This is a genomic window from Gordonia sp. G4, from assembly GCF_057770005.1.
This window is the reverse complement of the sequence record NZ_CM173442.1, coordinates 4,939,523-4,964,964: the sequence shown is the minus strand read 5'-3', so window position 1 is coordinate 4,964,964 and position 25,442 is coordinate 4,939,523. Positions and strand designations below refer to the sequence as shown.

25 protein-coding genes are annotated in these 25,442 nt (G+C 69.2%); 18 read left to right on the top strand and 7 right to left on the bottom strand.

The genetic code is table 11. From position 1 onward, the window contains the following. Nucleotide 1: 1 nt before the first annotated feature. The 3 genes from glgX to AC3B5T_RS22395 form a co-directional block, all read right to left on the bottom strand. The gene (gene glgX, locus AC3B5T_RS22405; protein WP_165629921.1) at nt 2-2,593 is read right to left on the bottom strand and encodes a glycogen debranching protein GlgX; all 2,592 of its coding nucleotides are present in this window, start codon (nt 2,591-2,593) and stop codon (nt 2-4) included. Between the two features lie 115 nt (nt 2,594-2,708). Beyond that, complete coding sequence (locus AC3B5T_RS22400; protein ID WP_055476562.1) at nt 2,709-4,886, bottom strand: acyltransferase family protein; 2,178 nt, start codon at nt 4,884-4,886, stop codon at nt 2,709-2,711. Nucleotides 4,887-5,045: 159 nt separating this feature from the next. After that, nucleotides 5,046-5,603, bottom strand: a complete 558-nt coding sequence (locus tag AC3B5T_RS22395; protein ID WP_055476563.1) for a TetR family transcriptional regulator — start codon at nt 5,601-5,603, stop codon at nt 5,046-5,048. A gap of 130 nt (nt 5,604-5,733) precedes the next feature. Here AC3B5T_RS22395 and AC3B5T_RS22390 point away from each other — a divergent pair, with 130 nt between their 5' ends. The 6 genes from AC3B5T_RS22390 (at nt 5,734) to AC3B5T_RS22365 (ending at nt 11,195) form a co-directional block, all read left to right on the top strand. Next, a complete protein-coding gene (locus AC3B5T_RS22390; RefSeq protein ID WP_055476564.1) occupies nt 5,734-7,062 on the top strand; it encodes an adenosylmethionine--8-amino-7-oxononanoate transaminase in 1,329 nt (442 codons plus the stop codon). Continuing rightward, a complete protein-coding gene (locus AC3B5T_RS22385; protein ID WP_055476565.1) occupies nt 7,059-8,258 on the top strand; it encodes an 8-amino-7-oxononanoate synthase in 1,200 nt (399 codons plus the stop codon). The genes AC3B5T_RS22390 and AC3B5T_RS22385 overlap by 4 nt, the downstream gene beginning before the upstream one ends. A 308-nt stretch (nt 8,259-8,566) precedes the next feature. Next, complete coding sequence (gene bioD / locus AC3B5T_RS22380) at nt 8,567-9,250, top strand: ATP-dependent dethiobiotin synthetase BioD (RefSeq protein WP_254859655.1); 684 nt, start codon at nt 8,567-8,569, stop codon at nt 9,248-9,250. 41 nt (nt 9,251-9,291) lie between these two features. Further along, entirely contained in the window at nt 9,292-10,329 is a 1,038-nt protein-coding gene (bioB, locus tag AC3B5T_RS22375; RefSeq protein WP_058251749.1) for a biotin synthase BioB, read from the top strand. Nucleotides 10,330-10,362: 33 nt separating this feature from the next. Next, nucleotides 10,363-10,602 (top strand): biotin synthase auxiliary protein BsaP, encoded by a 240-nt coding sequence (gene bsaP / locus AC3B5T_RS22370; RefSeq protein ID WP_055476568.1) that lies wholly within the window; start codon nt 10,363-10,365, stop codon nt 10,600-10,602. Next, entirely contained in the window at nt 10,599-11,195 is a 597-nt protein-coding gene (locus tag AC3B5T_RS22365) for a DUF2567 domain-containing protein (RefSeq protein WP_488357937.1), read from the top strand. Before bsaP ends, AC3B5T_RS22365 begins: the two co-directional genes overlap by 4 nt. Here AC3B5T_RS22365 and AC3B5T_RS22360 read toward each other — a convergent pair. Then, a complete protein-coding gene (locus AC3B5T_RS22360; RefSeq protein WP_055476570.1) occupies nt 11,158-11,886 on the bottom strand; it encodes an NUDIX hydrolase in 729 nt (242 codons plus the stop codon). The genes AC3B5T_RS22365 and AC3B5T_RS22360 overlap by 38 nt on opposite strands. 406 nt (nt 11,887-12,292) lie before the next feature. Continuing rightward, nucleotides 12,293-13,066, bottom strand: coding sequence for a type I methionyl aminopeptidase (gene map, locus AC3B5T_RS22355; protein WP_165629925.1), 774 nt, complete (start codon nt 13,064-13,066; stop codon nt 12,293-12,295). 101 nt (nt 13,067-13,167) lie between these two features. Between map and AC3B5T_RS22350 the strand changes: the two genes are divergently transcribed. The 4 genes from AC3B5T_RS22350 to nadC all read left to right on the top strand — a co-directional run bounded on the left by AC3B5T_RS22350 (nt 13,168) and on the right by nadC (nt 16,126). Continuing rightward, the gene (locus AC3B5T_RS22350; RefSeq protein ID WP_055476572.1) at nt 13,168-13,428 is read left to right on the top strand and encodes a helix-turn-helix domain-containing protein; all 261 of its coding nucleotides are present in this window, start codon (nt 13,168-13,170) and stop codon (nt 13,426-13,428) included. After that, complete coding sequence (locus tag AC3B5T_RS22345) at nt 13,425-13,931, top strand: DUF1990 domain-containing protein (RefSeq protein ID WP_488357936.1); 507 nt, start codon at nt 13,425-13,427, stop codon at nt 13,929-13,931. The genes AC3B5T_RS22350 and AC3B5T_RS22345 overlap by 4 nt, the downstream gene beginning before the upstream one ends. Before the next feature lie 195 nt (nt 13,932-14,126). Then, complete coding sequence (gene nadA / locus AC3B5T_RS22340; protein ID WP_431839640.1) at nt 14,127-15,200, top strand: quinolinate synthase NadA; 1,074 nt, start codon at nt 14,127-14,129, stop codon at nt 15,198-15,200. Continuing rightward, nucleotides 15,197-16,126 carry a carboxylating nicotinate-nucleotide diphosphorylase gene (gene nadC / locus AC3B5T_RS22335; protein ID WP_431839639.1) on the top strand — a complete coding sequence of 310 codons (930 nt, stop codon included), beginning with the start codon at nt 15,197-15,199 and terminating at the stop codon, nt 16,124-16,126. Before nadA ends, nadC begins: the two co-directional genes overlap by 4 nt. 9 nt (nt 16,127-16,135) lie before the next feature. On the opposite strand, the gene AC3B5T_RS22330 is transcribed toward nadC, so the two are convergent. Together AC3B5T_RS22330 and AC3B5T_RS22325 are read right to left on the bottom strand one after the other, a co-directional pair. Further along, nucleotides 16,136-16,327: a hypothetical protein gene (locus AC3B5T_RS22330; protein WP_277243790.1), complete on the bottom strand. Its 192-nt coding sequence runs from the start codon at nt 16,325-16,327 to the stop codon at nt 16,136-16,138. A gap of 382 nt (nt 16,328-16,709) precedes the next feature. After that, nucleotides 16,710-18,347, bottom strand: a complete 1,638-nt coding sequence (locus AC3B5T_RS22325) for an HNH endonuclease signature motif containing protein (RefSeq protein ID WP_488357933.1) — start codon at nt 18,345-18,347, stop codon at nt 16,710-16,712. A 488-nt stretch (nt 18,348-18,835) separates the two neighbouring features. On the opposite strand from AC3B5T_RS22325, the gene hisD reads away from it, so the two are divergent. From hisD to hisF, 8 genes are all read left to right on the top strand, one after another. Beyond that, nucleotides 18,836-20,179: a histidinol dehydrogenase gene (gene hisD, locus AC3B5T_RS22320; RefSeq protein ID WP_259936186.1), complete on the top strand. Its 1,344-nt coding sequence runs from the start codon at nt 18,836-18,838 to the stop codon at nt 20,177-20,179. Beyond that, entirely contained in the window at nt 20,176-21,321 is a 1,146-nt protein-coding gene (locus AC3B5T_RS22315) for a histidinol-phosphate transaminase (protein WP_488357932.1), read from the top strand. The genes hisD and AC3B5T_RS22315 overlap by 4 nt, the downstream gene beginning before the upstream one ends. Next, nucleotides 21,318-21,971 (top strand): imidazoleglycerol-phosphate dehydratase HisB, encoded by a 654-nt coding sequence (gene hisB, locus AC3B5T_RS22310; protein ID WP_488357931.1) that lies wholly within the window; start codon nt 21,318-21,320, stop codon nt 21,969-21,971. Before AC3B5T_RS22315 ends, hisB begins: the two co-directional genes overlap by 4 nt. Beyond that, a complete protein-coding gene (hisH, locus tag AC3B5T_RS22305; protein ID WP_010842326.1) occupies nt 21,968-22,606 on the top strand; it encodes an imidazole glycerol phosphate synthase subunit HisH in 639 nt (212 codons plus the stop codon). The genes hisB and hisH overlap by 4 nt, the downstream gene beginning before the upstream one ends. Next, entirely contained in the window at nt 22,603-22,941 is a 339-nt protein-coding gene (locus tag AC3B5T_RS22300) for a hypothetical protein (protein ID WP_010842327.1), read from the top strand. Before hisH ends, AC3B5T_RS22300 begins: the two co-directional genes overlap by 4 nt. 56 nt (nt 22,942-22,997) lie before the next feature. Next, complete coding sequence (priA, locus tag AC3B5T_RS22295) at nt 22,998-23,741, top strand: bifunctional 1-(5-phosphoribosyl)-5-((5-phosphoribosylamino)methylideneamino)imidazole-4-carboxamide isomerase/phosphoribosylanthranilate isomerase PriA (RefSeq protein ID WP_055476580.1); 744 nt, start codon at nt 22,998-23,000, stop codon at nt 23,739-23,741. Further along, complete coding sequence (locus AC3B5T_RS22290) at nt 23,741-24,562, top strand: inositol monophosphatase family protein (protein ID WP_010842329.1); 822 nt, start codon at nt 23,741-23,743, stop codon at nt 24,560-24,562. The genes priA and AC3B5T_RS22290 overlap by 1 nt, the downstream gene beginning before the upstream one ends. 67 nt (nt 24,563-24,629) lie before the next feature. Then, nucleotides 24,630-25,403: an imidazole glycerol phosphate synthase subunit HisF gene (gene hisF / locus AC3B5T_RS22285; protein WP_055476581.1), complete on the top strand. Its 774-nt coding sequence runs from the start codon at nt 24,630-24,632 to the stop codon at nt 25,401-25,403. Nucleotides 25,404-25,442 lie beyond the last annotated feature (39 nt).

Genomic DNA, 25,442 nt, shown 5'->3' with positions numbered 1-25,442 from the left:
GTCACGAGGTCTTTCGCAGGACCAGGACGGAGCGGGCGCCGACGGTCACCGACTCGCCGGCGGAGGCCGTCAGTTCGGTCTCACCGACGGGATGCGTCGTGTCCAGTTCGCCGACCCACTCGTTGCCGTACCACGTCGGCGGGAGCGTGAAGTCCAGGTCCTCGTAGTGGGCGTTGAAGCAGATGAAGAAGGAGTCGTCGACGACCAGCTCGCCGCGTTCGTCCTTTTCGCCAAGTCCGTTTCCGTTGAGGAACACGGCAAGGCTCTTGCCGAACCCACTGTCCCAGTCCTCGGAGGTCATCTCCTGGCCGGCCGGCGTGAGCCAGGCGATGTCGAGTGCCTGGTCACCCCACCTGATCGGCTTCCCGCCGAAGAACTTTCGGCGCCGGAACACCGGATGCCGGGTGCGCAGCGCGATGGCCTTGCGGGTGAACTCCAGCAGGTCGGCGTTCTCCTCGGCGAGAGTCCAGTCCATCCAGGACAACTCGGAGTCCTGGCAGTAGACGTTGTTGTTGCCCTGTTGGGTACGCCCGATCTCGTCGCCGTGCGCCAGCATCGGCGTCCCCTGCGACAGGAACAGCGTCGCCAGGATGTTCCGCTGCTGCCGCGCGCGGAGGGCGTTGATCTCGGGATCGTCGGTGGGTCCCTCGACTCCGCAGTTCCACGACCGGTTGTGGCTCTCGCCGTCCCGGTTGTCCTCACCGTTGGCCATGTTGTGCTTCTCGTTGTAGGACACCAGGTCCCGCAGCGTGAAACCGTCGTGCGCGATGACGAAGTTGATGCTCGCGAGCGGCCGTCGGCCGGTCGCCTCGTACAGATCCGACGATCCGGTGAGCCGGGAGGCGAACTCGCCCAGGGTGGACGGCTCGCCGCGCCAGTAGTCGCGGACGGTGTCGCGGTACTTGCCGTTCCACTCGGTCCAGAGCGGCGGGAAGTTGCCCACTTGGTAACCACCCTCGCCGATGTCCCAGGGCTCGGCGATCAGTTTCACCTGACTGACCACCGGGTCCTGCTGCACCAGATCGAAGAACGCGGACAGCCGATCGACGTCGTGCAGTTCGCGGGCCAGCGTGGACGCGAGGTCGAAACGGAAGCCGTCCACGTGCATCTCGAGGATCCAGTACCGCAGCGAATCCATGATGAGCTGCAGCGTGTGCGGATGACGACCGTTGAGGCTGTTGCCGGTTCCGGTGTAGTCCATGTACATCTCGGGATCGCCGTCGACGAGCCGGTAGTAGGCGGCGTTGTCGATGCCCCGGAACGACACGGTGGGTCCGAGGTGGTTGCCCTCGGCGGTGTGGTTGTAGACGACGTCGAGGATGACCTCGATGCCGGCGTTGTGGAACTCACGCACCATCGCCTTGAACTCGGTCACCGCGCTGGCCGGCTGGTCGGGGTTCGACGAGTACTCGATGTGCGGTGCCAGGAATCCGAAGGTGTTGTAGCCCCAGTAGTTTCGGAGACCCTGATCGCGCAGGACGAAGTCCTGCATGAACTGGTGCACGGGCATCAGTTCGATGGCGGTGATGCCCAACTCCTTGAGGTGGTCGATGATCACCGGATGGCACAGCCCCGCGTACGTGCCGCGCAGGTACTCGGGGATGTCGGGATGGGTCGCGGTCATGCCCTTGACGTGCGCCTCGTAGATGACCGTCTGGTGGTACGGACGATTGGGCGACCGGTCGTTCTGCCAGTCGAAGTAGGGGTTGATCACCACCGAGACCATGGTGTGCCCGAGTGAGTCCAACTGCGGCATCGGATTGACCGGCTCGGGATCGGGGATGTCCTCGTGCTCCGCGGGCGCGGCATCGCCGTCGGACTCGCCTGCCTCATCGGCGGGATCGGCCGCATCGCCCGCCTCGGCGGTCGGCTCGTCGGCATCGTCGACCGCGCCCTCGTCGGTCCCGCCACCGCCGGTCCCGGTGTCGGCGGCCCCGGTCTCGGGGGTTGCGGGTGCGTCGTCGTCGACCGCCGATTCGTCGGTGTCCTCGGGCGGCGTCGGGAGCGGGTAGGAGAACAGCGATGCGTCGCCGTCGAATTCGCCGTGGAAGGCCTTGCCGTACGGATCGAGCAGGAGTTTGCTCGGGTCGCAACGCAATCCCTGCGACGGGTCGTACGGCCCGTAGACGCGGAAGCCGTAGAACTGGCCGGGGCCGACGTTGGGCAGGTAGCAGTGCCAGCAGTAACCGTCGACCTCTTCGAGCCGGATCCGACGCTCGTGGCCCTCGCGGTCGATCAGGCACAGCTCGACGGCTTCGGCCACCTCGGAGAACAGCGAGAAATTCGTTCCCACACCGTCATAGGTGGCGCCGAGGGGGTATGGAGTACCCGGCCACACCGGGATCGGGGCCGGTTCCGGCTGGACCAGCGCCTCGGCCTGGATCGGGTCGGACGGCATCGGTACGGGGTCGGCGATGGTCTTGCCACCACTCGGAGGTGCTGCCGTCGTCGAGGTGGTGTCGTACTCCGGTGCGTGGGGCTCCGAGGGGGAGCCGGGATCGGCGGTGGAATCTGAATCGGGAGTGGAGTCGGGATCACCCGGCTGTTCACCGGGGGCCGGCGGTCCGGTCTTACCCGCCTTCGACGACGTCATGGGTCGACCCTAGTCGCGTTGCCGCGGACGGTCATCTCAGGACGCGGCCGGTCGGGTCAGATGTGGGCTGCCCCACCCGCCGCTTCCGGAGGAAGCCCGCGACTTCCGCCGACCGTCACGGCACCGCGGGACCAGCCCACGGCAGTTGCGCCTCCATCTGGCGCCCCAGCTCGTCGGTGAGGCTGCGGACATAGGTCGCACTCAGGTGGTGTGGGTCTTTGTAGACGGTGATGTTGCCGACGATCGCCGGGCACCGCTCGGCGTCGCAGATCCCGTCGGACATGTCGAGGGGGTGGAAGTCGGGTCGCGTGGCGGCCAGCTCCGCCGCCGGGTCCTCGGGTGAGAGGACAGCACTGCGGCGCGACCCGCAGCTCTCGGCGTCGCCGCCGTCGGCGAGGCAGATCGGGGTGTCGATGGTGCCCTTCGCGTTCTTCGGCCACGGGGTGTCCCGCATGCCCAACACCGGCACCCCGGCGTCGAGGAAACGGTCGAAGATCGGCACGTAGTCCGGTGGCACCCAGTCGCCGGGTTCGTAGTCCCGCGGTCGCGTCGAATTCGTCAGCACCGCGTCCGGCTTGTCCGCGATGACGCGATCGATGACGCGCTGTCCCCAGTCGTAGCACTCCGGGTAGGGCACGCCGCGCTGTTTCGGTACCCGGTTCGTCGACAGCGGGCACCCCATCTTGAGGTAGGTCTTCACCTTGAAACCGTTGCGCTTGCCGAGAATGTCGAGCGCCGAGATCCACATCTCGGCATGCGAGCCGCCGGCGAGCGCGATGGTGCGCGTCGCGGTCGGATCGCCGTAGGTGCCGACGTGGATCTCGTTGTCGGTGAAGTCGCTCATGTACCCGTCGGTGGAGGTCTCGGGGAAGTCCTTGATGACCTCCAGCGCCGACGGTTGTGGATCGAGGGCGGGCACCGGCCAGCCGTCGAGCAGTGCTCGGGCCCCCGGGTACGACCTCGGGTCGAGGTTCTTGGTGTCGACGACGATGTTCGCGACGTGCCGCTCCCACACGGTGATGCCGACGCCGGTGACGAGCGTCGCCACCACGAGGATCGAGGTGACGACCGACGTGTACGACAGCCACCGCGACCGTCCGTCGCGGCGGCCGCGGCTCAGCGCCGAACGATCGCCGCCGCGCAGCGGGTCCTCGATGTAGCGCTTGGTGAGCCACGCGAGCCCGACCGACGCCGCGAGGATGAGCACGCCCTCGACGAAGTTGGCATGGTTCTTGTCGCGCCAGGTCAGATAGAAGATCAGCAGCGGCCAGTGCCACAGATACAGCGAATACGCGATGGTCCCGAGCCAGACCGGCCACCTGCTCGCGAGCCAGCGGTTCGTGACGGGCATCTCGGTGGCCGCGGCATGGGACCCCCGAGGTGGCTTCTGCAACGCCGTCGCGCCCGCCCAGATGATCAGCAGCGTCGCGCCGACCGGCACCAGCGCCATCGGACCGGGGTAGGCGTTGACACCGTCGATCCAGAACCCGCAGCTGACGATCAGCGCGAGCGCGAAGACGGTCGCGATGTTGCGCAGCCAGTTCGGGATTCGCAGGGACGGCAACCAGATCGCGAGCAGGCCGCCGGCCAGCGGTTCCCACAGACGGGAGATCGTGTCGTAGTAGTTGTACGGCTGGTTGATCGCCAGGCCGCGGTGCGCCCAGTAGAACGAGGCGAGCGCGACGACCAACACCGCGCCGCCGACGAGGAACCTGATGACCCGCGGGTCGGCGAACGGCCGGGCGATGCGGGCACCGACCTTGAGCAACGTCGCGAACGCGAGGGCGACGAGCAGGGTCAGGACGAAGAACTGGCCCTGCACCGACATCGACCAGATGTGCTGCAGCGGGCTGTTCGCCGAACTCGCGGCGAGGTAGTCCTGGGAGTTCTGCGCGAGATACCAGTTCTGGTAGTACAGCGCGCTCGCGATGACCTCGCGGCCGACATTGGCCCACCGGGTCTGCGGGAGGATCAGCAGAGTCAGCACCGTGACCGCGATCAGGACGGTGAGCAGCGCCGGTAGCAGCCGTTTGAGGAGCCGTTTGAGACGTGGCCACGGGTTGAGGGTGTCGCGGAACGAGACGTGCGGAGCCTGGCTCGTGATCGCGTGCCGCAGCAGCGACCCGACGAAGAAGTATCCCGAGAGGGTGAGGAAGACGTCGACGCCGCCGGAGACCTTGCCGAACCACACGTGGAAGCAGGCGACGAGGGCGATGGCGATACCGCGCAGGCCGTCGAGGTCGGTGCGGTATGCGGGCGTTGTCGGCGTCGAGGGGGACGACTCCGGCGCCACTACTCGCGTCGTCGATGCCACAGGGCGTGTTCTTTCCGGTGGGGGACAGATCGGTCTCGGGGCCGGGATGACCGGCTAGCAATGTACTCGCCGAAGCTGTGAAACACCGATTCGGACGACCGCGACACTCGCGCACCGGTCTGCGGGGCCGCGCGGGGTTCACCGCGAGCGGCGCGTCCGGGCTCCGTCGAGGATGATGGCCAGCCCGTCGCGGAACTCGCCCGCGAAGTCGCGACCCGACGGCCCGGTGACACCCAGACGCTCCATCTGCGCGCGTGTCTGTTCCTCGATGGTGAGCCCGATGACCAGCTGACACAGTGCGGTGCTGACCGCCTCGGCGTCGCGGACGGACAAACCGCCGGCCGTGCCGGCGGCGATGATGTCGGCGGTGATGGCCTTCGACGACAGGCCGCTGGCCCAGCTCGACGACACGACCTCGGCACTGTCGGGAACTCCGAGGAGCGCGCTGCGCATGTCGGTCGCGAGCAGATCGAGGCGCTCGTCCCAGGCCAGCGAGGTGTCGGGGATGGCGACCGCGCCGAGGATGTCGTCGGCGAGTGCGGCCAGCAAGGTCTGCTTGTTGGGAAAGTGCCAGTACAGCGCGTTGGGACGGACGCCGAGTTCGGTGGCGAGGCGTCGCATCGACAGGTCGGCCAGGCTGTGCTCGCCCAGGATGTCGCGGGCGGCGCGCAGAACGTCGGTGCGACTGTTGCTCACCCGCGTCAGCGTAATGACCCGGCAGTGGGCATCGAACCCCGGGCCTGTACAGCGTTCAGGATTCCCTGTACGGTGTTCAGGACCCTGGACGGTGTTCAGGACTGCCTAACGACAGGCCGGGAGGTGCCTCATGGATCACGACGCGATCAGTCGCATCGATGCCGACCACATCTGGCACCCCTACGGTGCGCTGCCGGCGGCCACCCGGCCGTTGGTCGTGGCCTCGGCCTCGGGTGTCCGCTTCGAACTCGCGGACGGCCGATCGGTGGTCGACGGGATGAGCTCCTGGTGGGCGGCGATCCACGGTTATGGACACCCCCGACTCGACTCCGCCGCGGCCGCTCAGCTCGGTCGGATGTCGCACGTCATGTTCGGCGGTCTGACCCACGAACCGGCCGCCCGGCTGGCGCAGCTCCTCGTCGAGATCACCCCGGCCGGCCTGGAGAAGGTGTTCTTCTGCGACTCGGGGTCGGTGTCGGTCGAGGTGGCGGTCAAGATGGCGCTGCAGTATTGGCGCAGCCGCGGTCGGTCCGGCCGCACGCGTCTGCTCACCTGGCGTGGCGGCTACCACGGCGACACCTTCACCCCGATGAGCGTCTGCGATCCCGACGGCGGCATGCACGCGATGTGGAAGGGTGTTCTCGCACAACAGATCTTCGTCGACGCACCGCCGGCCGAGTTCCGGCCCGACTACGTCGCCGAGTTCGAGCGCACCGTGCGCGCGCACCACGACGAGCTCGCCGCGGTCATCGTCGAACCCGTGGTCCAGGGCGCGGGCGGCATGCGATTCCACGACGCGGCATATCTGCGTGCGCTCCGGGAGATCTGTGACCGACACGACGTCCTGCTGATCTTCGACGAGATCGCGACCGGATTCGGCCGTACCGGAACGTTGTTCGCGGCCGACGCCGCCCCGGGGGCCGACGCGGCGCCGGGCGCCGGCGTCGCGCCCGACATCATGTGTGTCGGCAAGGCGCTCACCGGTGGCTACCTCACGCTCGCCGCGACCCTGTGCACGTCCGAGATCGCTCAGGTGATCAGTGCGGGGGAGGCGGGCGGACTCGCGCACGGCCCGACCTTCATGGCCAACCCGCTGGCCTGCGCGGTGGCCGTCGCAGCGATCGAACTGCTGCTGGAAACGCCGTGGGCCGAGCGGGTCTCGGCGATCGAGCGGGGGCTCCGCGACGGACTCGAACCGATGCGTGATCGCCACGGCGTCGTCGATGTGCGGGTCCTCGGCGCGATCGGCGTCGTCGAACTCGATCGCCCGGTCGACATGGTGGCGGCCACCGACGCTGCCGTCGAGGCCGGGGCATGGCTGCGGCCGTTCCGCAATCTCGTCTATACGATGCCGCCGTTCATCTGCACACCCGAGGACATCGGGGTGATCGTGCGCGGAGTGTCCGCTGCCGTGCATGCCACGGTCGGCGATCGCGAGCCGGCAGTGGTGCGGTCATGACTTCGATTCAGGTGCAGCCGGATTCGAGGGTCGACGGCGATGCGCGGGTCAGCGGCGGGGGAGAGATCGGTCTGGCGTGGCTGGCCGGCGCCGCCCGTGCGCGCGCCGAGGCCGGCCTGCATCGCAGCCCACACGTCCGCAGGGCGGCCGGCGACGAGATCAACCTCGGTTCCAACGACTACCTCGGGTTGTCGACCCACCCCGCAGTGATCGCGGGTGCGCGGGCCGCCGCGGAACGGTGGGGAGGTGGCTCGACGGCGTCGCGCCTCGTCGTCGGCACCACCCAGGCACACGTCGATCTCGAGCACGATCTCGCCGACTTCCTCGGATTCGATGCGGCACTGGTCTTCTCGTCCGGTTACCTGGCGAATGTCGGTGCGATCACCGCGCTGGCGACACGCGGCGACCTGATCGTCAGCGACACCGGCACCCATGCGTCGCTGATCGACGGCTGCCGGTTGTCGCGTGCCCGGGTGGTGGTCGTCGACCGCGGCGATCACGAGGCGGTCCGGCGGGCCCTCGCCGAACGTACCGAGGCCCGGGCGCTCGTCGTCACCGATTCGGTGTACAGCATCGACGGTCAACCGGCGCCGGTCGCGGATCTGTATGCCGCGGCACGCGCGCACGGGGCCGTCCTGCTCGTGGACGAGGCCCACGCTCTCGGGGTACGTGGTCCGGGTGGTCGCGGACTCGTCGCCGAACAGGGACTTTCGGGTGCTCCCGATCTCATCGTCACGACCGTGCTGTCGAAGTCGCTCGGCGCGCAGGGCGGTGTGGTCCTCGGGTCGGAGCTACTGCGCTCGCACCTCATCGACTGCGCCCGCACCTTCATCTTCGACACCGGCCTGAACCCGGCCGCGGTCGGCGCCGCGCATGCCGCACTGACGATCCTGCGGGCGCAACCCGGGTTGCCGGACCGACTGCGCGACAACGCCCGTCGCCTGGCGCTCGCCTGTGGCGTCGAAGAGCCCGCCGCGGCGGTCATCTCGATCGTCGTCGGGGATCCGCAACGCGCGGTGGCGGCTGCTGCCGCGTGCCGGGACCGTGGCGTCCTCGTCGGGTGTTTCCGTCCGCCCTCGGTCCCGGTCGGGACTTCGAGGCTGCGGATCACGGTGCGCGCCGACCTCGAAGCCGCTGCCCTCGACCACGTGGCCGCCGTCGTCGACGCCGCGCTGCGCGAAGTCGGTGCGCGGTGACCGCCGCACGCCGCGGCAGGGTCCTCGCCGTCACCGGGACCTCGACCGACGTCGGGAAGACCGTCGCCACCGCGGCACTCGCCGCTGCCTGCCTGCTCCACGAGGTGGCCGACCCTCTGCTCCCTGAGGTGGCCGACCCCCTGCTCCCTGAGGTGCGAGGAGCGCAAGCGTCTGCCCATCCTCTGCTCCCTGAGGTGCGAGGAGCGCAAGCGTCTGCCCATCCTCTGCTCCCTGAGGTGCGAGGAGCGCAAGCGTCTGCCCATCCTCTGCTCCCTGAGGTGCGAGGAGCGTTAGCGTCTGCCCATCCTCTGCTCCCTGAGGTGCGAGGAGCGATAGCGACGAGCCACGAAGGGCGCGTCGCCGTATGCAAACCGGTACAAACCGGCGTCGGTCCCGACGAACCCGGCGACCTCGCCGAGGTGCAACGCCTGGCGGGCGACGTCACCGCGGTCGAGCTCTTCCGCTACCCGGAACCCCTCGCGCCCGACACCGCCGCGCGCCGCGCCGGGATGCCACTGGCCGATCCGGCGGTGATCGTCCGCGCCGTGGACGATCTGGCCGCGTCACACGACCTGACCCTCGTCGAGGGCGCCGGCGGAGTGCTGGTGCGGCTGGGGGAGTCGGCCACGATCCTCGACATCGCCGCGGCCACTCTCGTTCCCGACACCGTCGACGGTGTGCTGGTCGTGGTGGCGCCGGGGCTGGGCGCGCTGAATCACGCCGAACTCACCGTGAACGCGGTGCGGGCGCGCGGTCTGCGTCCCGCCGGGCTCGTGATCGGTTGGTGGCCGGACGATCCCGACCTCGCGATGCGGTGCAACCGCACCGACCTGCCGCGGGTGACCGGGGTGCCGGTCGTCGGGGTCCTCCCCGCCGGCGCCACGCACCTCGAACCCGGCGAGTTCCGCCGCCACGCAGCGTCGTGGTTCGACGACGAGTGGCTCGCGACCCTTTCTCCCAGCCATCCGGAACAGCTCGTCCGGACGCCGTAACACGTTCCCGCAGCGGAACAATCATCCAAGGAGTATCACCAGTGACCCAGGCAACAGTCGACGCCGCCACCTCGGCACCGGCGTCGGACGACATCCTCGCAATCGCCCGTGACCAGGTGCTCGACCGCGGCGAGCCGCTCGATCAGGAGCAGGTTCTCCGGGTTCTGCGGTTGCCCGACGACCGGCTGACCGAACTGCTCCAGCTCGCCCACGATGTGCGGATGCGCTGGTGCGGGCCCGAGGTCGAGGTCGAGGGCATCATCTCGCTGAAGACCGGCGGGTGCCCGGAAGACTGCCATTTCTGTTCCCAGTCCGGACTTTTCGCCTCGCCGGTACGAAGTGCGTGGATCGACATCCCCTCCCTCGTCGAGGCGGCCAAGCAGACCGCGAAGACCGGTGCGACCGAGTTCTGCATCGTCGCGGCGGTCCGCGGTCCCGACAAGCGGCTGCTCAGTCAGGTCGCGGCGGGAATCGAGGCCATCCGCAACGAGGTCGACATCCAGATCGCGTGCAGCCTGGGCATGCTCACCCAGGAGCAGGTCGACCAGCTCCGCGACATGGGCGTGCACCGTTACAACCACAATCTCGAGACCGCGCGCAGCCACTTCCCGAACGTGGTGACGACCCACACGTGGGAGGAGCGCTGGGACACCCTGCGCATGGTCCGGGAGGCGGGCATGGAGGTCTGCTGCGGCGGCATCCTCGGTATGGGTGAGTCCCTGGAGCAACGGGCCGAGTTCGCCGCCGAACTGGCGACGCTCGAGCCCGACGAGGTGCCGCTGAACTTTCTGAACCCTAGGCCTGGCACCCCGTTCGGCGATCTCGACGTGCTCCCCGCCGCGGAGGCCCTCAAGTCGGTGGCCGCCTTCCGTCTGGCGCTGCCGCGCACCATCCTGCGCTTCGCGGGCGGTCGTGAGATCACGCTCGGCGACCTGGGGGCCAAACAGGGCATCCTCGGCGGCATCAACGCCGTCATCGTCGGCAACTACCTGACGACCCTCGGCCGGCCCGCCGAGGACGACCTCGATCTGCTCAGTGATCTGTCCATGCCGATCAAGTCGTTGAACGACACGATCTGACGGGTTCGTCGCAGCGATGGGTAGCGTGTTCTCATGATCGACACCGTCCCGGGTCCTCTCGCCGAGCCGTGCCGGTTCGGTGTGTTCACCGGACTCGAACTGGAACTGCAGGCTCCCGACGCCGTGCCGCCGGCCGCCCGGTTGGGTCTCGAACCCCCTCGCTTCTGTGGGCAGTGCGGTCGCCGGATGGTGGTCCAGGTGCGGCCCGACGGATGGGATGCCCGCTGCTCGAGGCACGGGACGGTTGACTCGTCGGAGCTGGGTCGCCGGTGAAACCGCCGGTCCGCACGGTCTCGCGACTGGCCGCGGTCGCCGTCGGCGTGGCCCTGATCGGCGTGGTCGCCGGGGTGGTCTGGGCGCTCCTCACCCCGCCGACCACCGGCGTCGTGTTCGAGGGTCTGCGTCGCGAGGACATCCCCGCCGACTTCGCCGGCGTGGGCGCCTTCGCCCTGACGATGTTCGCCTACGGCGCGGTCACCGCCATCGTCGTGTGGTTTGCGGCCCGGACGTGGCGCGGGGTCGCCGGATTCGTGTGGCCCGCCCTCGCGACGGTGGCAGGTTCGGCGCTTGCGGCGTCGGTCGGGATGTGGGTCGCGGGCTCACGGTTCGACGACGATCCGACCGCACTGCCGGTCGACGCCGTCTACCGGGTCGCGCCGGAGCTGTGGCTCGACGGCGCGACGCGGTCCGGCCCGGCCGAGCCGTGGACGCTGCTCATCTGCGCCCCGTTCGCGTTCGCCGTGGTGTACCTCGTCTGCGTGTTGTCCTCGCGGACAGCCGATCTGGGCGTCGGAGATCTCGAGTCCGACGAGCTGCCGGCGGACGTGTTCACATCGGTGGGCGCAGCGTCGCGAACTCATCCGTGACGCGCAACTCCTTCTCCGCGAAGGCGTAGAGCGCCGGCGGGCGACCCCCGTTACGGCCGGTCTTGCCGACGGTCCCGGTGGCGACCACCACCGCGCGCCGGCTCAGGATGCGGAGCAGGTTGGTCGTGTCCACGGGATAACCCAGTGCGGCGCAGTAGATCTCCGACAATGCCGACATCGGGAACCGGGCGGGGGCCAGCGCGAACGCGATGTTGGTGTAGGAGAGTTTGGCCGCAAGTCGATGCCGGGCGGCCTCGACGATCCCGGCGTGATCGAAGGCCAGGGGCGGTAATCCGTCGACGGCGAACCAGCCCGCGGCGTCGGGGGGTGTCGCGTCGGCGTCGGAGGGCACGAGGCCCATGTAGGTCGACGCGATGGTGCGGACCGTGGGCACCCGGTGCGGGTCGGAGAAGACCGACAGTTGTTCCAGGTGCGCGATCTCACGGACGTCGAGCGCGTCCGCGACGAGCCGGCGTGCGCTCGCCGACAACGTCTCCTCGGCGCCGACCCCGCCGCCGGGAAGTGTCCACACGCCGTCGGCGGACCGCGACAGCAGGACGCACAACGACGGGTCGTCGGTGTCCGACGTGTTCCGGGTCTGGGGTACGCGGATCTGGAAGACGACGCTCAGGACTTCCACCCGGAGGGTCGCACCGTCGGCGATGGGTGGCTCGGACCCGGCGGATGGCATGCGCCCGATTGTAGGGTGCGCCCTGCTGCTGACCCCCGCTGGTTGAGTTGGAGCCCCCGGCTGGCGCCCCTGCTGGTTGAGTCGACGCCTCCCTGCTAATTGAGCCAGTGCCCCACCTGCTAATTGAGCCGGTGCCCCCCGCTGGTTGTGCTGGTGACCCCCGGCTGGTTGTGCTGGTGACCCCCGGCTGGTTGTGCTGGTGACCCCCGGCTGGTTGTGCTGGTGACCCCCGGCTGGTTGTGCTGGTGACCCCCGGCTGGTTGTGCTGGTGACCCCCGGCTGGTTGTGCTGGTGACCCCCGGCTGGTTGTGCTGGTGCCTCCGCTGGAGGAGTCGGCGACCCCCTGCTGGTTGAGCCGGCTCCGAGCGAAGCGAGGCGCCGTGTCGAAGCCACCTGGTGACCTCGACTACCCGCCCCCGTGCGAGGTGAGGACCAGCGCCTCGCCATCGGTGACGGCGATCGTGTGTTCGCTGTGCGCGCCGCGGGAGCCGTCGAACGACCGGATGGTCCACCCGTCGGCGTCGAACTTGATGCGCTCGGAACCGAGCGTGAACCACGGTTCGAGCGCGAGGGTCAGGCCGGGGCGTAGTTTCATGCCGCGTCCGGCCCGGCCCACGTTGGCGACGTGGGGATCCTCGTGCATGGTGCGGCCGAGTCCGTGTCCGCCGAACTCGGTGTTGACCCGATACCCGTGTGCGGCGGCGACCGCTCCGATCGCGGCCGAGATGTCGCCGAGCCGACCGCCCGGACGAGCGGCGTCGATGGCTGCGGCCAGTGCTTCTTCCGTGGCCGCGACGAGGCGCTGATCGTCGGGCTGTGGGGTGCCGACGATGACGCTGCGCGCGGAGTCGGCCACCCAGCCGTCGATGGCGACGGCGATGTCCATCGAGAGCAGGTCTCCGTCGGCGAGGACGTAATCGTGTGGGAGTCCGTGCAGGACAGCGTCGTTCACCGACAGGCAGATCACATTGCGGAACGGGCCGCGGCCGAAGGACGGCGAGTAGTCCCAGTAGCAGGACTGTGCACCGCGGTCGTTGACGAGCTTCCGCGCGCGTTCCTCGAGCTCGAGGAGGTTGACCCCGACGTCGGCGCGTCCGGCGAGGTCGTCGAGGAGATCTGCGATGAACGCCCCGGTCACTCCCATGGCGGCCACCTCGGCAGGCGACTTCAGTTCGACCATTCCCGTCCTCTCGTGGTCATTGCGTTCTTTCGGATCGCTGGTCGGTATACAAATACCACCGCGTCTCGGTATTTGTATACCGGACCCGCTAGGATCGCCACATGGTGCGTAACCCCCTGACCCCGGAACAGATCGCGGCCGGCCGCCGGCTCGGCGCCCGTCTCCGCGAGTTGCGCGGCGACCGTCCGCTGGGCGATGTGGCGTCGGGCGCGGGTATCTCGCCGGAGACCCTGCGCAAGATCGAGACCGGACGCATGCCGACGCCCGCTTTCGCCACGATCGCGGCGCTTGCTCGCGCGCTGGGTACCTCACTCGACGATCTGGCGCTCGTGCTCGACGCCGAGGTGGCACGAGTCGGGTGACCGCGAACCGATCGGATCTCACCTATCCCGAGGTCGGCGCGACGGCCGGGACGCTCCCGTCCGGTTACCACCATCTGCGCCGGTCACGGGTCATCGGCTCGGGAGCTGCCTGCTTCTCCACGGCCGGCCGGCGAATCATGAATTGGGACATGCATCGTCGTGCCGGCTTCGGTGTCGACGAATCGACGCCCGCGGCCACTGTCGACGCCGACGTCGACCTGCGTGCCGGTCTCGGCCCCCTCGCGATCACCGCACGGTGCCGGGTCGTCGAGGTGATCGACGCCCCGCGCGAGCGCGGCTTCGCGTACGGCACGCTGCCCGGCCATCCCGAGATCGGCGAAGAGCGCTTCTGGGTGGAATGGCTCGACGACGACACCGTGGTCGGGCATGTCGTCGCGTTCTCGCGTCCGGGGCGTTGGTTCACGCGTCTGGGCGGGCCGATCGGGCGGGTTGTGCAGTCGCGATTCGGCGAGCGCTACCTCGACGCTCTGTTGTGTGGTTGAACTCGTCGTCCGCCTGAATCGCGCGCCGAGAACGCCGGCGACGAGGTCATGGGAATGCCGGGAGTGTGGCGAATGTTACGATGCATAGCGTTTTCGACCATGAGTCGAAAACCTGCCTCGGACACACGGCCCGTGATCTGGGGAACCAGCGTCCCGGGGACGGAACTCGTCGCCGGGTAGCCAGAGGAGTGGCACATGAGCATCACCAGTGATCGCCTCACGTCGATGACCGCGCCCGCAGTCGAGGACTCGGCGCTCGTCGATGCGACGTGGTACGACGCGCCGGGCGGTTACACCGGCGTGGAGCCGACGCAGGAGTGGGCGGACGAGGTCCGCCGCCTCGCCAAGGCGCGCAACGCGACGCTGCTCGCGCACAACTACCAGCTCCCGGCCATCCAGGATGTTGCCGACCACGTCGGCGACTCCCTTGCCCTCTCGCGGATCGCCGCCGAGGTCGACTCCGACGAGATCATCTTCTGCGGCGTCCACTTCATGGCCGAGACCGCCAAGATCCTGAGCCCCGAGAAGCGGGTCCTGATCCCCGACGAGCGCGCCGGATGTTCGCTGGCCGACTCGATCACCGCGGACGAACTCCGGGCCTGGAAGGCCGAGTTCCCCGATGCGCTGGTGGTGTCCTACGTGAACACCACCGCCGAGGTGAAGGGCCTCACCGACATCTGCTGCACGTCGTCGAACGCGGTCGACGTGGTCGCGTCGATCGATCCCGACCGCGACGTCCTGTTCCTGCCGGACCAGTTCCTCGGCGCACACGTCAAGCGCGAGACCGGCCGCCAAAACATCCACATCTGGGCGGGCGAATGCCACGTGCACGCCGGCATCAACGGGGACGAGCTGACCGCGCAGGCGAACTCGCACCCGGACGCCGACCTGTTCATCCACCCCGAATGCGGGTGCGCGACCTCGGCGCTGTATCTGGCCGGCGAGGGTTTCGTGCCCGAGGAGAAGGTGAAGATCCTGTCCACGGGCGGCATGCTCGACGCCGCGCGCGAAACTGGCGCGAAGCAGGTGCTCGTCGCCACCGAGGTCGGGATGCTGCACCAGTTGCGCAAGGCCGCACCGGGTGTCGACTTCCAGGCGGTCAACGACCGGGCATCGTGCCCCTACATGAAGATGATCACCCCGGCGGCCATGCTCCGGTGCCTACGGGAGGGTCGCGACGAGGTGTTCGTCGACGCCGATGTCGCCGAGAAGGCGCGCACGAGCGTCGAGCGCATGATCGCGATCGGCAACCCCGGATCGGGCGAGTGAGCAACCCGGCCACCTCGACGACCTCACCGGGCGACGGCTTCGTCGGTCAGGCCGCGGGCGGTGAACTGGGCGCCGCGGTCACCGACGAGGTCCGCGCGTTGATCCGGACCGCGCTCGACGAGGATCTCCGATACGGGCCCGACGTCACGACCGCGTCCACGGTGCCCGACGACGCGGTCGTCGACGCGGCGATCATCAGCCGCGCGCATGGTGTGATCGCCGGCGTGCCGGTGGTCGAGGCGGTCTTCGACGAGGTGATCGGGGCGGGCGAGTACACGATCACGTCGCGCGTCGACGACGGAACCCGCGTTGAACCCGGCACCGTCGTACTCGCCGTCCACGCTCCGACGCGAGCGCTGCTGACCGCGGAACGCACGGCGCTCAACCTGATCTCGCACCTGTCGGGGATCGCCACGACCACCGCGGCCTGGGTGGCGGCGGTGGAGGGTACGGACGCCCGAATCCGCGACTCGCGCAAGACACTTCCGGGTCTGCGGCATCTGCAGAAGTACGCGGTTCGTGCCGGCGGGGGAGTCAACCACCGGATGGGGCTCGGCGACGCCGCCCTCATCAAGGACAACCACGTCGTCGCCGCGGGTTCGGTCGCCGCGGCGCTGGAGGCGGTCCGGGCGGCGGCGCCGGGCCTACCGGTCGAGGTCGAGGTCGACTCGCTGACCCAGCTCGACGAGGTCCTCGGACTCGAACCGCAGTTGGTCCTGCTGGACAACTTCGAGCCGTGGGAGACCCAGATGGCCGTCCAGCGCCGCAACACCCGTTCGCCGGGCACCAAGCTGGAGAGCTCGGGAGGCCTGTCGCTCGACGTCGCGGCCGACTATGCCCGCACCGGCGTCGACTACCTGGCCGTGGGCGCCCTGACGCACTCCGTCACCGTCCTGGACCTCGGTCTGGACATCCCGACGCCCTAGGTCGCTCGGCTACCCGGTGTCGGTTCGGACGTCGACGTCGAAGACCTCCGTCCGGGCGATCACCCGGTTCCGTTCGTCCGCGAGCGCCACCCGGCGCGGATCGGCGAGATAAGCCTCGAGTGCGTCGCGGTCGGCGATGCGCAGGACCTGCACCTCGTGCGGCGAGCCGTCGTGTCCGTCACCGACCACTCGGCTGAGCACGACGCCTTTGTGCTCGGGGAGCAGGCCGAGAACGGTGTCCTCGTATCGGGTCAGGGCTTCGGCCGTGTCGGCGCGCCCAGAGCAGGCAGCAGAGGTGGATCGGCGATAGTGAGTTCGGCACTACCGGAGGCTATCGAGGTAGACCGCGACCGGCGACGGGCTTGTCGGCGTCGTCCGCCGGTATGACTTGCACATCATCTCGCATCGTCTTTGGCCAGCCAGCCAGCCGGCGAGCCAGCCAGCCAGTCACTCACGCACCTCGCTGTGGCTGATCGAGATGCGCTGGCCGCTGGTCCCACCTCCCCAAGGGTTCTGGGCTCGTTTGGCCGACGACTCGGGACCGCCGGAATCCTGTGCCAGCTGATCGTGATCTCAGATGCGGTCAGAGGGTGGCGAGTAGCTCCATGAGGTGGGCCTCGACGAGGGAGGGCCGGGATAGGGGTGGTCCGGATCGTGGTGGTCGGACGTCGATGACGTGACTGGTTTGCGACCATGAGCGGCGCGCGTCTTGGTGGTGGGTCGGCTCGGGGCGCGACTGGTCTGGGCGTGCTTGATCGCCGGACCTTGTTAGTGGTCCGTGGATTTCGTCGCGCACGGTGTTCAGATGCTCTGCGAACCGCCGGGGTATGTCGGGTCGGCGGTTGAGGCGCTCGGGGTTGGGCGGTGCGCCGGGTTCGGCGTTCAATCGCCAGGCGCAGCGGCCTTCGTCGGGTCCGGATCGGGCGATGCGGGTGGTGTATTGGCCGGGGTGGTCGCCGACCATTCGGTTGTGGCGTGGGCAGGCGGGGGCGAGGTCGTCGATGTCGGTGAGACCACCCTTCGCCCAATCCTTGTGGGCGTGATGCATGTCGACGTGGGTAGCGGGCTGATCACACCCGGGCGCCGAACATACTTCACCGTCGGGGCGGGCGAAGGAGACGAGGCGCTGTTCACGGGTGGCGAGACGCTTTCCCCGCCCGAAGTGCAGCGGGACAGCGGTGGCGTCTTTGAAGATCGCCAACCACGGTTGGACCTCACCGGCCATCGCGATCAGGTCCGGGATGGGCAGCAGGGTGCCGGTCGCGGTGGTCGCGAGACCGGCTTCGCGGATCAGGTCGCCGAGGTCGGCTTTGACGATCAGTTGCACGGGCAATCCGCGGTGCGACTTTCCAAGGGTCCCGTCGGCGAAACCTGCGGCCAGGGCGGCGTCGAGCGCGTCGTGATTGATCTGCGCGGGAGTACGGCTGTCACGGTCGGCTGCGGTGGTCAGGGCGTCGGGGTCAGCGGCCCCGGCCGGTCCGGACGGTGAGGCGGGGTCGTCGGGGTTGTTGAGTCCGGGTTTGCCCCACACGGCGAACATCATCGTCAACCGGGCGGCGAGTTCGGGGGTCAGCGAGCCCGATATTTTGGCGGTGCCGTCGGCGCGTTGGCGGCCGATCCACAGGTTGCGGCGTCGTTTCTGGTCGGTGTCATCAGCCAATGTGCCGTCGGGGTCGAGATGAGCCAGCAGCCGAGCGCCGAGTTGGGTGATGTCGGCGGGTGTGTGGTCGGTGGCGATCTCGGCCATCTGGCGTTCGGCCGCGACTTTCACGTCGTGGTCGATTCCGTGGGGGATCTGGTCGAGGACATCGAGGGCGGCCTGCACGTGTGCGGAGCCGACCGCTCCGGCGGCGAACGCTTCGGCCAGGGTGGGGTGTTCGGGTTCCAGGATGTCGCCGCCGAGGCTGGTGCGGGTGGCGGTGGCGTCCATGTGCTTACGGCGTCGCATCGGGTTGGAGACGCGTAGCCGGTGGGTCATGTACTGCATGAGTGTTCGGCACCCCGCTTTGCGGGGCAGGTCGCGGGCCTCGGCCTGATCGATCTGCCGGTCACCGGCAACAGTCAACCGTGCGATCGCTTTCTCGGTATCGGCGGCCACTTCAGCGAGTTCGGCATCGGTACACGGCGACAGATCCACCGACTGCATTTCGTCGAGGATCGCGTGCAGCTCGCTCGCCAACTCGACGGCACGCGGTTGCGGCGTCGCGGACTCGTCAGACATGGCCAACCCCCCAAGAACCGTTGCTGCGAATGTACGTTCGAGTGTACACGAAAACCGGGCTGCGCTGGATTTGAATCATATTGTCGCACAGAGTATTAATACGATACGCGGGCGGCGGGAACTGTCGGTGTGCTGTGATAGGCGCCATTCAATCCGGCTGACCACAGACATCAGGCCGGCGTGTGGGCACCTTCCCGACACCTACGCGCCGTGGTCGAGCAGCGAGTCGCCAGGATGTGCGCGCCACACGCGCTAGTCGCGGTGCCCACTGATCGCAGTCGAGGGTCGTCACCGAACGAAAACAGGGCGTCCTCCTCTTTCGCGATGCGCCGGTGGAGTCCGTCGACCTCGCTCCGGCATCCGGCCCGCTCGCTTCGCTCCCGGCGCCTGGCTCCACCTCAGGAGAACCCCGCATCACCCGCACCAGAAATCCGCTGGCAGCCGACACGTATCCTTGTCGGGTACATCAGCAGCCACCAGGAGAGATCATGCTCGCCCGAATTGACCTGCGCGGTAGCACGCCGACACTCGCCGAGTTGCGTCGCGCGCTGCCCCGCGGGGGTACCGATGTCAATGCCGTCCTCGACACGGTGACACCGGTCGTGCATTCGGTGGCGGAGAACGGGAGCAGCTCTGCGCTCGACTATGGCGAGAAGTTCGACGGTGTCCGCCCCGCGTCGGTGCGGGTGCCCGCCCAGGTCATCGCCGATGCTCTGGCCGGGCTCGACCCGCAGGTTGCCGAGGCGCTGCGCGAGTCGATCACTCGCGCGCGCAAGGTTCACGCCGACCAGCGACGGGAGACCACCCGCACCCAGGTCGTCGACGGCGGCGTCGTCAGCGAGAAGTGGATTCCGGTGCGCCGCGTCGGCCTGTACGTCCCGGGCGGAAACGCCGTCTACCCGTCGTCGGTCATCATGAACGTCGTCCCCGCCCAGGAGGCCGGCGTCGGCTCGCTGGTCGTCGCCTCGCCTCCGCAGAAGGACTTCGGCGGGTGGCCGCACCCGACCATCCTCGCCGCCTGCGCGCTCCTCGGCGTCGACGAGGTGTGGGCGGTCGGCGGTGCCCAGGGAGTGGCCCTGCTCGCCTACGGTGGCGCCGACACGGATTCCGCGGACGAGCCGAATGCCGTTCTCGACCCCGTCGACCTCATCACCGGCCCGGGCAACATCTACGTCACAGCGGCCAAGCGTCAGTGCCGCAGCGTGGTCGGCATCGACTCCGAGGCCGGACCCACCGAGATCGCGATCCTCGCCGACGACTCGGCGGACGCGGGCATCCTCGCCTCCGACCTCATCAGCCAGGCCGAGCACGACGTCCTCGCGGCGTCGGTGCTCGTGACCGACAGCGCCGAACTCGCCGACGCCGTCGACGAAGCTCTCGAGCAGCAGGTCGCGGCCACCAAGCACCGCGAACGCGTGACCACCGCCCTGTCGGGCGAGCAGTCGGGCGTCGTTCTCGTCGACGATCTCGACGCGGGGCTCGCCGTCGTCGATGCCTATGCGGCCGAACACCTCGAGATCCAGACTCGCGATGCGGCCGCGGTCGCCGACCGGGTGCACAACGCGGGCGCGATCTTCGTCGGGCCCTATGCTCCCGTCAGCCTCGGTGACTACTGCGCGGGCTCCAATCACGTTCTGCCGACCTCGGGTTCGGCCCGTTTCGCGTCCGGTCTGTCAGTACAGACGTTCCTCAAGGGCGTTCATGTCATCGACTACGACGAGGCCGCGCTGCGCGAGGTCGCCGACAAGGTGGTGACCCTCGCCGACGCCGAGGACCTGCCCGGTCACGGTGATGCGGTGAAGCAGCGCTTCGTCGGGAGCGCGGGCCGGTGACGACCGCCGATCCGGTGACGGCAACCCCGGGCAGCTCGATCACCGTCGACGACCTGCCGCTACGTGAGAACCTCCGTGGCAAGAGCGCTTATGGCGCACCGCAACTCAGGGTTCCGGTGATCCTCAACACCAACGAGAACCCGCACGCGCCGTCGCCGGCCCTGATCGGCGATGTCGCCGCGTCGGTGCGCGAGGCCGCCGCTGAGTTGCACCGCTATCCCGATCGCGATGCCGTCGCCCTCCGTGCCGACCTCGCCGCCTACCTGACCCGGGCCACCGGTGTGCAGCTCGGCGTCGAGAACCTGTGGGCGGCAAACGGTTCCAACGAGGTTCTGCAGCAACTGCTGCAGGCCTTCGGCGGTCCCGGCCGCAGTGCGCTCGGGTTCGTGCCGTCGTATTCGATGCATCCGATCATCTCCGACGGCACCGACACCACCTGGCTGGTCGCGGCGCGGGCGGGCGACTTCTCACTCGACACCGACTACGCGGTCGCCGAAGTCGCGAACCGCGAACCGGACGTCGTCTTCGTGACCTCGCCCAACAACCCGACCGGCGGTTCGATCCCGCTCGCGGACCTGCGTCGCATCGTCGAGGCGGCTCCGGGCATCGTGATCGTCGACGAGGCCTACGCCGAGTTCTCGGCGGCTCCGAGCGCCGTCGAGCTCATCGACGAGTTCCCGGCCAAGGTCGTCGTCAGCCGCACGATGAGCAAGGCCTTCGCCTTCGCCGGCGGCCGGCTCGGCTACCTCGCCGCAGCGCCCGCCGTCGTCGACGCGATCCAGCTGGTGCGGCTCCCGTACCACCTGTCCGTGCTGACCCAGGCCGCCGCGCGAGCCGCGCTGCGCCACAGCGACGACACCCTCGCCGGCGTCGCCGCGATCCGGTCCGAACGCGAGCGCGTGGTCGCGGCGCTGACCGCCTTCGGGTACCGCGTCGTGGACTCCGACTCGAACTTCGTGCTGTTCGGCGGCTTCCGGGATGCTGCGGCGTCGTGGCAGCGTTACCTCGACCATGGCGTCCTGATCCGCGACGTGGGCATCGCCGGTCATCTGCGGGTGACCATCGGCCTCGCCCCGGAGAACGACGCCTTCCTCGACGTCAGCCGCACGCTCGCCACCACAGATCTGGAGAACACTCAGTGAGCAACAGCCCTGCGAGCACCCCCGCACCAGGGAGCCCGACACCGCGCATCGCGAAGGTCGAACGGACCACCCGGGAGTCCTCGATCTCCGTCGAACTGAACCTCGACGGCACCGGCGTGACGAACATCTCCACCGGCATCGCGTTCTTCGACCACATGCTGACCGCCTTCGGGCAGCACGGCAGCTTCGACCTCACCGTCGAGGCGAAGGGTGACATCGAGGTCGAGGGCCACCACACCATCGAGGACACCGCGATCGTGCTCGGCCAGGCGCTGGGTCAGGCGCTCGGCGACAAGAAGGGCATCCGTCGCTTCGGCGATTCCTGGATCCCGATGGACGAGACCCTCGCCCAGGCCGTCGTCGACGTCTCCGGTCGCCCGTACTGCGTGCACACCGGCGAGCCCGACCACATGCTCGCCGCCGTCATCGGCGGCTACCCGGGTGTGCCGTACTCGACCGTCATCAACCGGCACGTTTTCGAGTCGATCGCACTCAACGCCCGCATCGCGCTGCACGTGCGGGTGCTCTACGGCCGCGACCAGCACCACATCACCGAGGCGGAGTTCAAGGCGGTGGCCCGCGCGCTGCGCGCCGCGACCGAATACGACGCACGCGTCTCCGGGGTGCCGTCGACGAAGGGTGCGCTGTGAGCGTCGACGTCACCATCCTCGACTACGGGTCGGGCAACCTGCGGTCGGCGCAGCGCGCGCTGGAACGGACCGGGGCCCAGGTGACGGTCACCTCCGACTTCACCACCGCCCTGGAGGCCACCGGACTCGTCGTGCCCGGCGTCGGCGCGTTCGCCGCCTGCATGGAAGGTCTCCGCGCCGTCAAGGGCGATCGGATCGTCGGTCGGCGACTCGCCGGCGGCCGGCCGGTGCTGGGCATCTGCGTCGGCATGCAGATCCTCTTCGAGCGCGGCGTCGAGTTCGGTGTCGAGGCGGAGGGTTGCGGAGAGTGGCCGGGCAGTGTGACGCAGCTGCCGGCGCCGGTGCTGCCGCACATGGGCTGGAACACGGTCGACGCCCCGGCGGGTTCGGTGCTGTTCGACGGACTCGACGCCGACACCCGCTTCTACTTCGTGCACTCCTACGCCGCGCAGACCTGGGAGATGGACAACGAGGGTTCGCCTCTGGTCGCACCCCGACTGACCTGGGCCGAACACGGCGGCCGGTTCCTCGCCGCAGTCGAGAACGGGCCGTTGTCGGCCACGCAGTTCCACCCGGAGAAGTCCGGTGACGCCGGCGCCCACCTGCTGGAGAACTGGGTTCGGGGACTCTCGTGACCGACGGCACGCCGCGCCCCGGCCACGACGGCGGGTTCGGCGACGGGCACGGCGGGCCGCCGCCCGAATCCGTGCCGAAGGACTCCGCGTCGGCGTCGACCGGTTTCTCGATCGCCAAACTCGCCTTCTACGCTCTCGGGGCGGGTGTGCTGGTCCTCATCGCGTCCGTCCCGATCATCGCGCTGTGCGCGCACTGGTCGCCGATCGCCGGGCTCGTCGCCGCGCTGGTGGCGGTGGCGGCGATGATCGCCGCGATCGGTACCGTTGCCAACCGCATGGTCGACCGTGCGCGGGCGGACCTGATCGCGGCTCGCGACGGTCACGACCCCGCCTGACCACCCGTCCCACAGCCGCTCACGCTCGATCCAGAACAGACAGGACAGATTCACCCATGGGTAGCACCCTCGAACTCCTTCCCGCCGTCGACGTCGCCGACGGGCAGGCGGTCCGCCTGGTCCAGGGCGCGGCCGGCACCGAGACGTCCTACGGCTCGCCGCGCGATGCCGCGCTGGCGTGGCAGCGCGACGGCGCGGAGTGGATCCATCTCGTCGACCTCGACGCCGCCTTCGGCCGTGGCGACAACCGCGACCTGCTGGCCGGCGTGGTCGGCGAACTCGACGTGAAGGTCGAGTTGTCCGGCGGCATCCGTGACGACGATTCGCTGGCGGCCGCCCTCGCGACCGGGTGCACCCGCGTGAACCTCGGCACCGCTGCCCTGGAGAACCCGGAGTGGTGTGCCCGCGCGATCGCCGAGCACGGCGACCGCATAGCGGTCGGTCTGGACGTCATCCGCGACGGCGGGTCCTACCGCCTGCGCGGACGCGGCTGGGTCACCGACGGAGGCGATCTCTGGGAGGTCCTCGAGCGACTGAACCGCGACGGGTGCGCGCGGTACGTGGTCACCGACGTGTCCAAGGACGGGACGCTGCAGGGTCCGAACCTCGACCTGCTCGCCGAGGTCGCCGCGGCGACCGACGCCCCGATCGTCGCCTCGGGTGGAGTTTCGGCCATCGACGATCTGGTCGCGATCGCCGGCCTCACCGGCAAGGGTGTGGAGGGCGTCATCGTCGGCAAGGCGCTCTACGCGGGCCGTTTCACCTTGCCGGAGGCGCTGGCCGCGGTCGCCGGGGTCTGATGAGCGCGGCGGACACCTCCCTCGACCTGCCCCGGCTGCTCGACATCGCCGGGTCGATCCTCGACGCCTCCGTCGAGCGGTTCGTCGACGGTCAGGGCGCGCCGAGCGCGATCAACAAGGGCGGCACCGACTTCGCCACCCAGATCGATCTGGACCTCGAACGCCACATCGGGGCCGAGCTCGCCGACCGCACCCAGATCCCGGTTCACGGCGAGGAGTTCGGCGGCGCCGATGTCGTGGACGGTCCGGTGTGGGTGCTCGACCCGATCGACGGGACTTTCAACTACTCCGCGGGGATGCCGCTCACCGGCATCCTCCTCGGTCTGGTGGTGGACGGTGAGGCCACGCTCGGAATGACCTGGTTGCCTCTCGTGGGACGTCGCTACGCCGCGCACGTCGACGGTCCGCTTCTGGTCGACGGTGAGCCCGTCCCGCCGGCCCCCGACATGGAGCTCGCCGAGGCCGCCATCGCGTTCGGTCCGTTCGACGCACGCGGCGGCGGCAGGTACCCGGGCACCCGCCGCGCCGACCTCCTTCGCGAACTGAGCACGCGAGCCGCACGGATCCGGATGACGGGTTCCACGGGTGTCGACATGGCGTTCACCGCGGCCGGCGTGTTCGGCGGGGCGATCGCATTCGGCAGGCACCCTTGGGACAACGCCGCGGGCGCGGCCCTGGTCCGCGCCGCCGGCGGCGTCGCGACCGACATCGCGGGCCGACCGTGGACCGTGGCGTCGCCGTCGCTCGTCGCGGGTACGCCGACCGTGCATGCCGGGCTGATGCGTGTCATCGGCGACACGGTCCGGGAATGGTCGGCGTGACCGCGCCGGGAACCGTGTTGAGGACGTCTGTGAGTACCGAAGCCACCACCCCGAAGGAGACCCGACGATGACGCTGGCGACCCGGGTCATCCCATGCCTCGACGTCGACGACGGCCGCGTGGTCAAGGGCGTCAACTTCGCCAACCTGCGCGATGCCGGCGACCCGGTCGAACTGGCCGAACGCTACGACCGCGAAGGCGCGGACGAGTTGACCTTCCTCGACGTCACCGCGTCGAGCTCAGGACGTTCGACGATGATCGACGTCGTCAAGCGCACCGCCGACCAGGTGTTCATCCCGCTGACCGTCGGCGGTGGCATCCGGACCGTCGACGACGTCGACACGATGCTGCGCGCCGGGGCCGACAAGGTCAGCGTCAACACCGCGGCCATCGCCCGCCCGGATGTGCTCGCCGAGATGAGCCGGCGGTTCGGATCGCAGTGCATCGTGCTGTCGGTGGACGCGCGGACCGTGCCGGAGGGGTCGGAGCCCACGCCCTCGGGCTGGGAGGTCACCACGCACGGCGGCCGCAAGGGCACCGGTATCGACGCGGTCGAGTGGGCGGTCCGCGGCCAGGACCTCGGTGTCGGCGAGATCCTCCTCAACTCGATGGACGCCGACGGAACCAAGCAGGGCTTCGATCTGCGCATGCTGACGGCCGTGCGCGCCGCGGTGTCGGTGCCGGTCATCGCCAGTGGCGGCGCCGGACGCATCGACGACTTCGCCCCGGCCGTGCAGGCGGGCGCCGACGCTGTCCTCGCGGCCTCGGTCTTCCACTTCGGCGAACTCACCGTCGCCGAGGTGAAGACGGCCATGCGCGACGCCGGGATCATCGTCCGATGAGGCGCCGCGCCTGTTCTCGCACCGATCAGGAAGGTCGCT